Genomic DNA, 12,767 nt, shown 5'->3' with positions numbered 1-12,767 from the left:
CCTTATCTCCGATATGGTATGATTCATATAAATTAACTTTGTAAATATTGTAACAGAGATTATGCTGGAAAGTAAAAAAATTCGATTTTTCAGGGAACATTTTTTTATGCTATGACATTATATAAGTGAAAGGGTTAAGATCCGAACAAGATTTTATAGCAGAATGGAGGCTTTTGTTATGACGACAGAAGAGATGGAAGTACTAGTGAATGAATATGGGACATCCTTGTATCGTTTCTGCTGCCATTTGACCGGTAATGTTCCTGAAGCCGAAGATCTGTATCAAGACACCTTTCTAAAAACTGTCGAGTTAAGCCACAAACTCGACAGATGTGGCGATGGTAAGAGCAAACGAAACTATCTGATTGGGATTTCCGTAAATCTCTGGAAGAATAAAAAGAGGAAGAGCTTATGGAGAAGAAACATTGTTTCAGAGACGGAATTCGATGATTTGAGAGCAGCCGACACCAGAAATTTAGGCGGGCTTGAAGAAGCAGTTGTCAAACAGGAACTGCTTGATGAAGTGAATAGGCTGATCGGCAGCCTTCCCGAAAAACAGAAAATTATTATGAATATGTATTATGCAGCTGAAATGAGTATCGAGGAAATATCAGACAACCTTAAAATTTCCAGGAAAACAGTCAGGAGCAGTATGAGCAAAGCGAGAACGAAGATCAGAAGCAGTTTGGAGGCGAGTGGTTATGAAATATGATTTGGAAGAATTAATAAATGAAACATATAAGAATAAACAGGAACCTCCTGAACAGCTGAATATCTCTGTTCTGAAAAAAATGGAGGAACATGTTATGAAGAAAAAACAAAAAACAAACAAAATGATGAAAATTGCAGCTGCGGCATGCGCTGTATTACTGCTGGCGATTCCGGCAGGAGTCATTGCAGCACCTAAAATTGTGAATTATTTTAAAAGTGAAGTTAAAAAAGATCAGTATGCTGTAGATATATCTGTAAACACGGAGCAGAATAAAAAATTGAAAAAGAAAATCCCTTATGTATCCCTTTCCTATCATTTGCCGGACAAATACCGTGAGGGAGGTTCAGGGTTAAAAGGATGGTATGAATTTAACCACAAGTCTGGGGCTCATGCCGGAAAAGATTTTTCATTCGAACTGGTACAAATGGATAAGTCCGTGGACAAAGATTATTATGTCGATGATGTAAAACAGGCGGATAACTTAAAGATTAGCGGACATAAAGCGATTTATATGAACCGATATTATATAAAAGACAGCAGATATATCAAAAATGACACTTATAATAAAAGCATGTTTGTATTTTATGAAGAATATGGCTATATGATTCGGTACTATGCGATGTCTGGTGTAAGTAAAAAAGATTTGTCAAATTTTGCGTCCCAGGTAAAACTTAAGAAATGCAAAAAATCTGAGGCTTCAGGCTACGTCCGACTCTCTGAGAAGACACAAAAGAATTTACAGGGACAGGAAAGAGGAAAAGATACAAAAATAAAAGGAATTTTCAAAAATGCTGGAGACAATGTAAAATATGATGATGCTGAGTATGAGATAGCTTCAGTGGGAATCAAAGACGATATCAGCGGATTATACGGAAAAGGTTTTTCAAGTACTGTTGATCTTCAAGAAATTTTAGATAAAAATGGTAAACTAAAATCATACAGAAGAGAAACTTTAAAAGATGGTGACGGACGCCATTCTGCATCAATATCAGTTGCAGATACAAAGACTGTAAAGCAGAAGATGGTTTATATTACAATGAAGATAAAAAATACAGGAAAAGAGGAAAAAATAATAAACGTGTGCAGGCCCCTCACTTATTTGAGAAAAACAAAAGACGGAAGCTGGCGTATCCTTGAGGAATACAACAGACCGGAGGCTTTTAGGAATTGTCAGTTAGACAAGTGTGCCCAATATTTTCAGGAGACAGACGGGGGATATCGTTTTTATCTTAAAACGTTGAAGCCAGGACAGGAAGAGATTTATCATATTGGATATTTTGTAGATGAGGATTTACTGGACAAGGCCTATATCCAAATAGATGGTGGGGGAGACAGTGGCAAAGATAACACAGGCTATATAAAAATAACAAAGTAAACTTATTAGATATAAAAAGAGATTACTGTCGTATAAATTGATACGGTGGTAATCTCTTTTATTATGGCCTTTTTTTGTGAGAGTGATATAATGGAAATAGAATGAGGAGTAACATAATTACATATTTAGGAGGGAGAGAGTTATGAAACAAATTCTAAAAAGATTTCTTTGTGTACTTTTGACTGCTGCAGTTATACTGACAGGAAATGTTTATCATACCCCTGAAGTAAGCGCAGCGGCAAATTTAACTTGGGGATTATCTGTTGGTGTTAAAAGACACAAGCAGCTGGAATTGTCTGTTTCCAATGTAGATGCAGCACAGACTGTTACGGCGCATATTACAGCTGGATCAGATGTTTTTACAAAAGAACTTGAGATAACAAGAAGATCCCAAGACTTTGAGATGGTTCTGGATAAAGGTTATAAGTCAGGTACAACTGTGAGTGTCTATCTTGAAACTGCAGATCATAAAAAGACCATGACAGCAACTCATGAGATAAAGCCTGATGATTTGTATCTGTCAGACACAGAGGCAAGGCCGAAAAGGTTTACTGCAAAGGCATATAGTAAGGGAATAGTTAATAAAGTTTCTGTTGAAGCTGGAATCGGGAATGTATATGAGGGACAAGTTGATGAGGATGGAATGATCCGAGTGGACTATCCTATACAAAATGTAGGAGACAAAATACAGGTTACTTGGGGAGACGGATATTGCCAGGAGACAAAAGAGTTTAAGATAGAAAACAGCGACCTGTATATTGCGAGTTTGAAGGCGACCAGAAGTGAGATTTCTGGATATACACTTCAAAATGATGTACGGTTACATGCAAAAATTAACGGGGTAGATTATTACTCCATGTATGGAAGAGATCATAAAAGCAGCCAGCCATTTATTAAATATCCGGTTCAACCCGTTGGACAAAAAATTGATTTGTGGTTGGAGGCAGAAGATGGAAGCATTAAACAATTGGAAACACTTATTATTGAAGCATGTAAGTTATCATGGAAAGATACATGGTTATGGGATAGCTATCCAAAGCGGACAATAGCTGAGGTTCCTGAGAATACTTCTTATGTAATTGCTAGAATCGGAAAAAATGAATATCGCAGTTCTGTTCAGAGACAAAGCTGTACTCTGAATTATCCTGCCCAAAAGGAAGGAACAGTCATAACTTTAACAGCATATGATGCTCATGGATGTTCCACAGAAGAAATAAAAAAAACAGTTGAAAACAGCAATGCAAGAAATAAAACAGAAGAATACTTTTCTCATGCGGGACCCAGCAGGGCACGCGGGAAATCACCATTTTATGACAGATTATGTGCCGAAATCAACGGAAAAATTTATTATGGTGATCTTCCAAAACATAGTTCTGAAATAGTGTACGTTTCATATCCGCCGCAGCCGGTTGGAACCAAAATTAAGTTTTGGTATGAGACAGCCAATGGAAGTTATACGAATACCATTACTAGAATGGTTGTGAAAAAGAAGAACGAAGTAACAATCAAAGATTTATCTGTAAATCGCATATCCGGAAGCTTATATATTGATCAAGATTATTATGCAGAACTAGCCGGTATTCGTGCCACAGTTAATGGAAAAACCTATAATGGAACAGTTAAGTATAATGAAGATATGGAACGTGTCTATACTATATCTTTTCCTCAGCAAAAAGTAGGATCAAAAGTTACAGTCACTTTGGAGGATAAAGACGGGTATAAAGTATATGCTTCCTCTACGATTAAAAATAAACCAATAAAATTTAATATAAACAGTGGTACGGAGTATGCAGACGGCTTAATGTGGGGTGAAACACTTCCTAAAACAAAGATAACTGTAAAAATAGGAAATCGCACATATAACACTACTGCAGACAGCGATGGAGATTTCTTTATTGTTATCCCTGTTTTCAGAACAGGTACGAAAGTTTATATAAAAGCAGTTGCTCCAAACGGATACTATAAAGTAATTAACACGTCTATTAAGAAGTCCTATTGCAAAGTAAAGGTTAAAAATACTCAGTTTACAAAAACAAAATATGCCAACATTCAATGTACAGGGGCTAATAAAGGGGAAAAGCTTAAGATTAAAGTCAGCGGAAAGACTATAACGAGAAAATTTAAGAGCAACAACTATAAGCAGTCATTTAAGATCAAACTCCCGAAGAAAAAAGCCGGAAAAAGTATAAAGGTTATTATTTATGACAAATATGGTGACCAAAGAGCAAGTACGACAAAAAGGATTTACATCGGCGGGACCATAAAAGTAGGAATGTCTGCCAAGAAGGCAGTCCTGACTACCTGGGGGAAACCTGTTTATAAAAGAAAAGCAAAGAAGGGCTACAAAGAATGGGGCTTCATTCGGGGAAATTATGGTCTGATTGCATTAATCAAGAAAGGCAAAGTTGCAAAGGTATATAAAGGCAGACTGAATTAAGGGATAAAGAAGATCATAGATTATAAAAGCGAAAAAACCTTCCACTGGCTGGAAGGTTTTTTTCGTGATTTTATTTATAAATTGTTTATATTTTATATGTTTTTTGTGAGTTTTTAACATGAAACACCGCAGGTTTGTTAAATATCAAACAAAAAAATCTATTTAATGAAAGGTATAACAATTATTTACTGGTAGCATTTGCCCAATTTTCTGAAATTCATTCTGAAAAAAATTAAAAACTCCCTCTTTACTTTCCACATCGTGTATCCGATACAATGAACTTAACAAATAACAGAAACGCAATAAGAAAGGAGCAACTATGAGTGTAATAATGGCCAACGCCATCGGTACCGGGATTTTCTGCTGTCTCTGGCAGGGAGTCGGCTCTGCCCTGGGGCTCGCCACATGGATCGGATTCGTCGGATGCACGTCATACTTTTCCGCCGGATGTGGGAAGACAGGGTTCATCAAGTCGATGTGCAGCAACTACACAGGTCTTCTGTGGGGCATGCTGATCATCCTGTCCGGCGGCATCAATAACACGATCATATTCGGAGCAGTCGTAACGGGATTCTTTTCCTGGCTGATCGTATTCCAGTCCCACATTGATGTTTTGTCTCTGGTACCCAATACGTTTATGGGAGGTTTTTCTGCATTCGCCAGCGGCGGAGATTGGAAAATGCTCTTAATCTGTCTTCTGTTAGGCAATATTCTCGGAGTGTCCTGCGACTATTCCGGAAGATTCCTTTTTAAGAAATTCGGAAAAGAATAGTGCCGGCTGAACGTCCCAGGCTCAGATGGAAAACCATGAAATTGATCATATAATAAGGAGTGTGAAACAACCATGAGTAAAATTACAAAAAAAGAGTATGGAGAAGAAATGGAAAAGGGCTTTAATTTAAGAACTGCAATGGAAGAAGCATCCAGATGTCTTCTCTGCCATGATTCACCCTGCAGCAAAGGATGCCCTGCAGGAACAGATCCCGGAAAGTTCATCCGTTCTCTCCGTTTCCGCAATATAAAAGGAGCTGCGGAGACAGTCCGCGAGAATAACCCGCTGGCAGGATGCTGCGCTCAGGTCTGTCCATACGGAAAAATGTGTGAGCAGGCGTGCAGCCGTACCGGCATTGATAAGCCGATCGAGATTGGAAAGATCCAGCGTTTCCTCGTAGAAGAAGAGAAAAACCAGGGAATGGAATTCTTAAAAGCGGCTGAGCCGAAGAAGGAAAAGATTGCCTGTGTAGGTGCTGGACCGGCCTCTCTTTCCTGTGCAAGACAGCTGGCGTTGGAAGGATATTCTGTGACGGTCTATGAAGCTCAGGACAAAGCAGGCGGTGTTCTTACATATGGAATTATTCCAACAAGGCTTCCTCAGGAAGTAGTGGATTTTGATATTCAGACCATTGAAAAACTCGGAGTAGAATTTAAATTTAATGAACCCATAGATGCGTCAAAACTTGAGGAGCTCAAAAATGATTACGATGCAGTATTCGTAGGAGCAGGTCTCTGGAAATCAAAGATGGTGGATATACCGGGCAAAGATCTGGAAGGTGTGGTAACTGCCATTGACTTCTTAAGGGAAGCTAAGACAAATACAGATCAGCTGGTACTTGGAGAAAATGTAATCGTGATCGGAGGCGGAGACGTTGCTATGGACTGTGTCACGACTGCAAAACAACTGGGAGCGAAAGCAACCATCGTTTACCGCAGAACCATTGAAGAAGCTCCGGCAGATATGGATGAAGTCAGCTTCGTACAGAGTATGGGTATTCCGATCGTACAGGAATTTGCACCGGCAGAAATCGTTGGAGAAAACGGACATGTTACCGCAATGAGATTTGAAGGACGTGACGGAGAATCCGGACTGACCATGAAGACCGATCAGGTTGTGCTGGCAATCGGCCAGGCAGTCGGAGACGACGTGGCAGACATTGCAGCCGGCGAAAATGTCTTCACAGGCGGAGACATGGTAAACGGCGGAAAAACTGTAGTAGAAGCTGTCGCAGAAGGCAAAGAAGCCGCAGAAAAGATTGCAGACTATTTTAACAAATAGAAAGGAGGCATTGAATATGTCCGTAAAGAAAGATTTATCCATCGATTTTTTAGGAGTCAAATGTGAAAACCCATTTTTCCTCTCATCCTCTCCGGTGGGAAGCAACTATGAAATGTGTGCCAAAGCGCTGGAGGCAGGATGGGCAGGAGTTTACTATAAGACCATCGGTATATTTATCCCGAACGAATGCTCCCCTCGATTCGATATCACATCAAAGGAAGGGACACCGTGGACTGGATTTAAAAACATGGAAATGATTTCAGATAAACCTCTGGAAGATAACCTGGAATACATGAGAAGACTGAAACAGGACTATCCGACAAAAGTTATCGTTGCCAGCATTATGGGAAGCAATGAAGAAGAATGGGAGATCCTCGCAAAGAAAGTAACAGAGGCCGGTGTCGATATGATCGAGTGTAACTTCTCCTGCCCTCAGATGACATCCTCTGCCATGGGGTCTGATGTAGGACAGAATCCGGATCTTGTGCGCAGATACTGCGAGGTTGTTTCCGGTGCCACTCATCTTCCGGTCATTGCAAAGATGACTCCGAATATCGGAAACATGGAGATTCCTGCAATCGCTGCCATGGAAGGCGGAGCCAAGGGAATCGCTGCCATCAATACAGTAAAAGCCATCACAAATATTGATGTGGAAAATATGACCGCCATGCCGGTAGTCAACGGTAAATCATCCATCTCCGGCTATTCAGGTGCGGCAGTAAAACCGATCGCGCTGCGTTTTATCACACAGATGAAACAGCATCCGGAATTAAAAGATGTCCCGATCACAGGAATCGGCGGTATTGAAACATGGAAAGACGCATTAGACTTTATCCTTGTAGGATCTTCAAACCTTCAGGTAACAACATCCGTTATGCAGTATGGATACCGTATTGTAGAAGATATGATCAGCGGTCTGTCCCATTTCATGGAAGACCATGGAATTGATAAATTATCTGATCTGGTAGGCGTGGCTCTGCCGAACATCGTGCCTGCTGATGACATTGACCGTACGTTCATCCTCTATCCGGATTTCAATAAGGATAAGTGTGTGGGATGCGGAAGATGCTATGTATCCTGCTTTGACGGCGGACATCAGGCCATTACATGGGATGAAGAAGAGCGGAAGCCGGTTCTCAATGAAGATAAATGTGTCGGATGCCATTTGTGCCTGAATGTCTGTCCGGTTATGGACTGTATTACCCCTGGAAAGGTTGAGATGAAGCCGGGAGTTGAAGACCATGAAGTGAAAATGAAAACCAAGTATGAGTAAAGCATAAGTCAGATTGGGGGACAATCATATGAAAAAATTCGACTTAGTGATCAAAAACGGTACTGTTGTGACAGCTTCTGATATGTTTTCTGCGGATTTAGGTGTGAAGGATGGAAAGATCGCAGCCATTGCAGAGAATATAGAAGCAGATGCAGAAGAAGTGTTTGATGCGGCTGGAAAGCTGGTTCTTCCAGGAGCACTGGACGTACATACTCACCTGGCAATGCCGTTCGGCGGTACAATTTCTTCCGACAGTTATCTCTCCGGAACAAGGGCAGCTGCCTGCGGAGGAGTCACAACGGTCTTTGACTATCCGGTTCAGCATACCGGCGAAACCATCCGCGGAGTCATTGCAGAGAAAAAGGCTGTTTTGGAAAAAGAAGCATGTGTTGATTTTGCATCCCACTGCTGTATCACGGATCTTTCTGACGGAGCGATCATTGAGGAGATGGAAGAGGCCGTAAAAGAGGGAATCACAAGCTTTAAATGCTTCCTGGTGTATAAAAAAGAGGGATGGATGGTAAGTGACGGAACTCTTGCGAAGCTGATGCTGCGTGCGAAGGAACTGGGTGCCATGATCAACGTCCACGCGGAAAATCCGGATCTGATTGATATGTATACGGAGCAGTTTTTAAAAGAAGGCAAGACGAGTGCCTGGTATCATTACATGAGCCGGCCGGAATTTGTGGAGGCTGAGGCAGACAAAAGAGCCGTACATTGGTCAAAACATTTAGATGCACCGCTGTATCTTGTACATATGGCAGACAAAGAAGGTTTGGAGGCCTGCATTCAGGCAAAAGAAGAAGGAGCGCCAGTTTTCGTGGAAACCTGCCCGCAGTATCTGGAATTTACCAGCGATGTTTATAAGAGAGAAGACGGACGCAACTTCGTATGCTCCCCTCCAATCAAAGGACAGGAGAGCCAGGACGCATTGTGGAAAGCAATTAAGAACGGATCTATTGATACGGTAGCAACTGACCACTGTCCGTTCCAGAGCTATGAGAAAGACTGGGGCAGGGATGATTTCACCAAGATTCCGAACGGATGCTCAGGAATCGAGAACTTATATCCATATATGCTGGATGCGGCAAACTCCGGGAAAATATCTTTTTCAAGGGCAGTAGAGCTGTGTTCCACAAATCCTGCCAAGATTTTCGGATGTGATCAGAAAGGTTCGATTGCAGTCGGTAAGGACGCAGATATTGTTATTTACGACAAAGACAAAGATTTCACGATCAGTGTTGATACAATGCATTCAGACTGTGATCACACGATTTGGGAAGGAAAGAAACTGCACGGATACCCTGTACGTACTTTCCTCCGCGGAAATGTCGTCTATGCAGACGGAGAATTTAAGGGAACTCCTGGCATGGGTCAGTTTGTAAAACGAACCCCAAAAAAATTACGATAAAAAAGAGAGGGTAACATGGGTAAGGCGGTTACTAAAAAGGATGCAGAACAGATGCTTGAAAATGCATTGGAGATCGGAGCCCGTATGCTGATCTCCGGAGCAGAGATCAGGCGCGTGGAAGATTCCATCTTTAGAATTTGTACGGCCTATGGATCTGAACGGACTGAGGTGTTTTCTATTACGTATACAATTGTTGCCACTATTTCCTCCAAGAATTTCGGTATCATAACCCAGTCCAGGAGAATCCATGGTTCGGCATTTAATCTTCAGGAACTGAAATATCTGAATAACCTGTCCCGGAAAATATGCCGGACTCTTCCGGATATGGATGAGGTCAAGAAAGATTTAGAAGAGATTCACGGTCTGCCCACGTACAGCAACCGGCAGGGGATGCTCATCTATGCATTGATTTCATCTGCCTTTACCCTGTTTTTCGGAGGTTCACTGCTGGATGCGGCGATCTCTGCGGTCATAGGAGTCATGATCAAGATCGTGGAGATCCCTTTGAAAAATATGAATATGAATCGGTTTCTCGTCTCCTGCCTTTGTTCCCTGGCAGCAGGGGCACTGGCAGTCATGGCGGCGCGTACAGGTATCGGCTGTTCTTCTGATAAGATCAGCATCGGAAATGTCATGATCCTGATTCCGGGACTTATGTTCACGAACTGTATCCGGGAGATGATATCCGATAATTTTTTATCCGGCCTGACCCGTTTCGGAGAAGCGGTCCTGCTAAGCCTTTCGATTGCCCTGGGCTTTGCAGTGGTCAGCTGGCTGTGAATTTGAGAGGAGATGAGAATGAGCGGATTAAATCAGATCATAGCAGCATTTTTCGGTGCCCTCGGTTTTGCTTTTTTATTCAATCTGCATGGGAAAGAGATATTTTATACTTCATTAGGAGGATGTCTTGCATGGTGCGTGTATCTTTCGGCAGGGCTCATCATCCCACAGTATGGGAAACAATATTTTGCAGCGGCATTATTTTTAGGGATTTATGCGGAGTTTTTTGCAGTCAGGACAAAGGTTCCCGCGACATTATATCTTGCGGTCGGCATGATCCCCCTGATCCCGGGGGCAGCATTATTTATGATGATGCAGAATGCATTTAAAGCCGACTGGGAACAGTTTGCGCAGTATCGGTTAGAAGCATTTATTACAGGAGCTTCCATAGCTTCCGGAACAATTGTGGCAGCCGTGTGCTGGAACATTTTTAAGAACTATTGGTTTAACAAAAAATAAGGAGGTTCATTTATGTATACATGTGATTTAGGCCGGATGGCGGACAAAATTACAACTATGAGTAAATATGGGGATGCCGGACACGGAGGTATCACAAGATATTCTCTTTCACCGGAAGCTTTACAGGCTCGCGGAGAATTCGTTAAAAGAATGAAAGCGATCGGAGCCGAGATTAAAACAGATGATATGGCAAATATCTATGCAACACTGAAAGGGTCTGAGCCTGATCTTCCAAACATCGTTATGGCTTCTCACTGTGATTCCGTAAAGAACGGCGGAAATTACGATGGTATCCTTGGTGTTATGGGAGCAATGGAAGTGCTGGAAAGCATTGCAGATCAGAAGATTCCTCATAAACATAATATTACGGCTATGATCTGGACAAATGAGGAAGGATCATTATATCCGCCGGCTATGATGTCTTCAGGGGTGATTTGTAATGATTATCTCCCGGATGATATCAAGAAAAACTTTATTCATGAAAATATGCTTGCCTCCAAATCTGTTTTAGATCCGGAAAAGACATTCGGTGAGGCGCTGGAAGCTTCAGGATATAAAGGAGCAAAAGAAAACCGCCTGAACAATAAAGATTATATGGCAATGTTTGAACTTCATATCGAACAGGGACCAATCCTGGAAGCAGCAAAGAAAGATATTGGTGTTGTAACATGTGTCCTTGGAATGATCAACTATAAGATCAAAGTTTACGGACAGTCCGATCATGCGGGAACAACTCCGATGCCTTACCGCCAGGACGCTTTATATGGAGCGGCAAAGGTTCTTCAGTATCTCCATGATGAGCTAGATAAACTGGATTCCGAATTAGTTTATACAACCGGAGAGATCTACTGTCATCCGAATGTACATACCGTTATTCCTGATTATGTAGAATTCTCTATTGATGCAAGACATGAGAAACCAGAAGTCATCGAACAAGTTGTAAATGTCATCAAGAATATGCCAAAAGAAGTTGTGAAATGCAAAGTAGATTATGAAGTGGCATGGACCAGAGACACGGTTTATTATGACAAAGAACTGGTTGGTTATGTACAGGAAGCAGTCGATGAACTTGGCTACTCCAATCAGAAGATCAATTCCGGAGCAGGACATGATGCTCAGTTTGCAGCATACATGATGCCGACTACAATGGTGTTTGTTCCTTCTAAGGACGGACATTCCCACTGTGAACCGGAATATACATCACCGGAACAGTGCACGCAGGGAGCTTCTGTACTCCTGAACGCAGTTCTCAAATGTGATGCCGATAAGTAGGTAACATTGTTTTCCTTTACGTTAAAATAAGCAGAAAGAACGCTGTGAATTTCAGCGTTCTTTTTGCCGCTCTATTCTGGTATAATAGCATTGGCATTTAAAATGTACTGAGGGAGGTGTTTCATATTTTTATCGACAAGCCTTATTACAGCATAGGGGAACTTTCGGCGATCTGCGATATTCCGCAGAAAACACTGAGATATTATGACGAGATCGGCCTGTTTACTCCGGACCGCAGAAACGAGGAGACCCATTACCGCCTTTATTCAAAGGGGCAGATCATTACGGTCGTTATCATTAAGAATTTGAAACAAATGGGGTTTTCACTGAAGGAGATCAAAGAGATCGTCTCTGAAAATGAAGCCAAGGCGTTAGAAAAGAATATGCTGAAAAAGCTGCAGTCTATGAAGCAGGAGATTGAAGACAGTATCAACCGATATACGGAATACTGCTATTTTCTGAAAAAAATACAGAGCGGAATTGATATATTGGAAGAACTGTCTGACAGCTGTTCTGACGAGATGAAGATTTCCGTAGAATTTATTCCGGAGATCAATCTGTTATATGACCGCCGTATCATGAAAGATTATGATTATTCTGAAATTTCCCTTGAACGGTGGCTTGGAATCACGGATAAAGCAAAGACCATGAACTGTAAAATTACAGGGCCGGTATATGTCACTTTTTATGACAGTAATATACTGAATAAATTTCTGTCCCAGGACTCTGAGATCGAATTTGCCGTCCAGGTAGAGGAATCAAAGCCCGCTGAACATATACGGCCTTTTGGAGGAATGCTGGCGGCCACAGTCATTCATATCGGAAACTATGAAGACATTTCAAGCACCTACATACAGCTCATCAAATGGATCAAAAAACATAATTATAGAACGGCAGGACCGGCCACTGAAGAGTTTATCCTTTCACCTCTGGATGTGAATGATGAAGCCAGAAGGGTCACCAAGATCATCATACCCGTAGAAAAAGACTCTTAA

General features: G+C 41.6%; 11 protein-coding genes. All 11 read left to right on the top strand.

Annotated features, from left to right (window positions below; all coding sequences use genetic code 11):
• The first annotated feature begins 178 nt into the window (after positions 1-178).
• The 11 genes from ANCC_RS16805 to ANCC_RS16755 all read left to right on the top strand — a co-directional run bounded on the left by ANCC_RS16805 (position 179) and on the right by ANCC_RS16755 (position 12,767).
• Positions 179-712, top strand: a complete 534-nt coding sequence (locus ANCC_RS16805) for an RNA polymerase sigma factor (RefSeq protein WP_156340710.1) — start codon at positions 179-181, stop codon at positions 710-712.
• Positions 702-2,087, top strand: a complete 1,386-nt coding sequence (locus ANCC_RS16800) for a hypothetical protein (RefSeq protein ID WP_006568262.1) — start codon at positions 702-704, stop codon at positions 2,085-2,087. Before ANCC_RS16805 ends, ANCC_RS16800 begins: the two co-directional genes overlap by 11 nt.
• Positions 2,088-2,229: 142 nt before the next feature.
• Positions 2,230-4,524: a hypothetical protein gene (locus ANCC_RS16795; protein ID WP_006568263.1), complete on the top strand. Its 2,295-nt coding sequence runs from the start codon at positions 2,230-2,232 to the stop codon at positions 4,522-4,524.
• A gap of 319 nt (positions 4,525-4,843) precedes the next feature.
• Positions 4,844-5,296, top strand: a complete 453-nt coding sequence (locus tag ANCC_RS16790) for a DUF1097 domain-containing protein (RefSeq protein ID WP_006568264.1) — start codon at positions 4,844-4,846, stop codon at positions 5,294-5,296.
• A 72-nt stretch (positions 5,297-5,368) separates the two neighbouring features.
• Positions 5,369-6,577, top strand: a complete 1,209-nt coding sequence (locus tag ANCC_RS16785) for an FAD-dependent oxidoreductase (RefSeq protein WP_006568265.1) — start codon at positions 5,369-5,371, stop codon at positions 6,575-6,577.
• 16 nt (positions 6,578-6,593) lie between these two features.
• Complete coding sequence (gene preA / locus ANCC_RS16780) at positions 6,594-7,850, top strand: NAD-dependent dihydropyrimidine dehydrogenase subunit PreA (RefSeq protein ID WP_039946923.1); 1,257 nt, start codon at positions 6,594-6,596, stop codon at positions 7,848-7,850.
• A 28-nt stretch (positions 7,851-7,878) separates the two neighbouring features.
• A complete protein-coding gene (gene hydA, locus ANCC_RS16775; protein ID WP_006568267.1) occupies positions 7,879-9,261 on the top strand; it encodes a dihydropyrimidinase in 1,383 nt (460 codons plus the stop codon).
• A gap of 15 nt (positions 9,262-9,276) precedes the next feature.
• On the top strand, positions 9,277-10,041 hold the full coding sequence (locus ANCC_RS16770; RefSeq protein WP_006568268.1) for a threonine/serine exporter family protein: 765 nt from the start codon (positions 9,277-9,279) through the stop codon (positions 10,039-10,041).
• 18 nt (positions 10,042-10,059) lie between these two features.
• Positions 10,060-10,500 (top strand): threonine/serine exporter family protein, encoded by a 441-nt coding sequence (locus ANCC_RS16765; RefSeq protein WP_006568269.1) that lies wholly within the window; start codon positions 10,060-10,062, stop codon positions 10,498-10,500.
• A 12-nt stretch (positions 10,501-10,512) separates the two neighbouring features.
• A complete protein-coding gene (locus ANCC_RS16760) occupies positions 10,513-11,772 on the top strand; it encodes a Zn-dependent hydrolase (RefSeq protein ID WP_009290121.1) in 1,260 nt (419 codons plus the stop codon).
• Between the two features lie 116 nt (positions 11,773-11,888).
• Positions 11,889-12,767, top strand: coding sequence for a MerR family transcriptional regulator (locus ANCC_RS16755; RefSeq protein WP_006568271.1), 879 nt, complete (start codon positions 11,889-11,891; stop codon positions 12,765-12,767).

It is taken from the genome of Anaerostipes caccae L1-92 (genome assembly GCF_014467075.1).
GTDB lineage: Bacteria > Bacillota > Clostridia > Lachnospirales > Lachnospiraceae > Anaerostipes > Anaerostipes caccae.
The sequence above is the reverse complement of the archived record's forward strand: the minus strand, read 5'-3'. Positions and strand labels throughout refer to the sequence as shown.

Excerpts from the sequence above, each read along its gene's own strand:
- ANCC_RS16805 (WP_156340710.1), top strand. The coding sequence starts at position 179 with ATGACGACAGAAGAGATGGAAGTACTAGTGAATGAATATGGGACATCC.
- ANCC_RS16800 (WP_006568262.1), top strand. The coding sequence starts at position 702 with ATGAAATATGATTTGGAAGAATTAATAAATGAAACATATAAGAATAAA.
- ANCC_RS16795 (WP_006568263.1), top strand. The coding sequence starts at position 2,230 with ATGAAACAAATTCTAAAAAGATTTCTTTGTGTACTTTTGACTGCTGCA.
- ANCC_RS16790 (WP_006568264.1), top strand. The coding sequence starts at position 4,844 with ATGAGTGTAATAATGGCCAACGCCATCGGTACCGGGATTTTCTGCTGT.
- ANCC_RS16785 (WP_006568265.1), top strand. The coding sequence starts at position 5,369 with ATGAGTAAAATTACAAAAAAAGAGTATGGAGAAGAAATGGAAAAGGGC.
- preA (WP_039946923.1), top strand. The coding sequence starts at position 6,594 with ATGTCCGTAAAGAAAGATTTATCCATCGATTTTTTAGGAGTCAAATGT.
- hydA (WP_006568267.1), top strand. The coding sequence starts at position 7,879 with ATGAAAAAATTCGACTTAGTGATCAAAAACGGTACTGTTGTGACAGCT.
- ANCC_RS16770 (WP_006568268.1), top strand. The coding sequence starts at position 9,277 with ATGGGTAAGGCGGTTACTAAAAAGGATGCAGAACAGATGCTTGAAAAT.
- ANCC_RS16765 (WP_006568269.1), top strand. The coding sequence starts at position 10,060 with ATGAGCGGATTAAATCAGATCATAGCAGCATTTTTCGGTGCCCTCGGT.
- ANCC_RS16760 (WP_009290121.1), top strand. The coding sequence starts at position 10,513 with ATGTATACATGTGATTTAGGCCGGATGGCGGACAAAATTACAACTATG.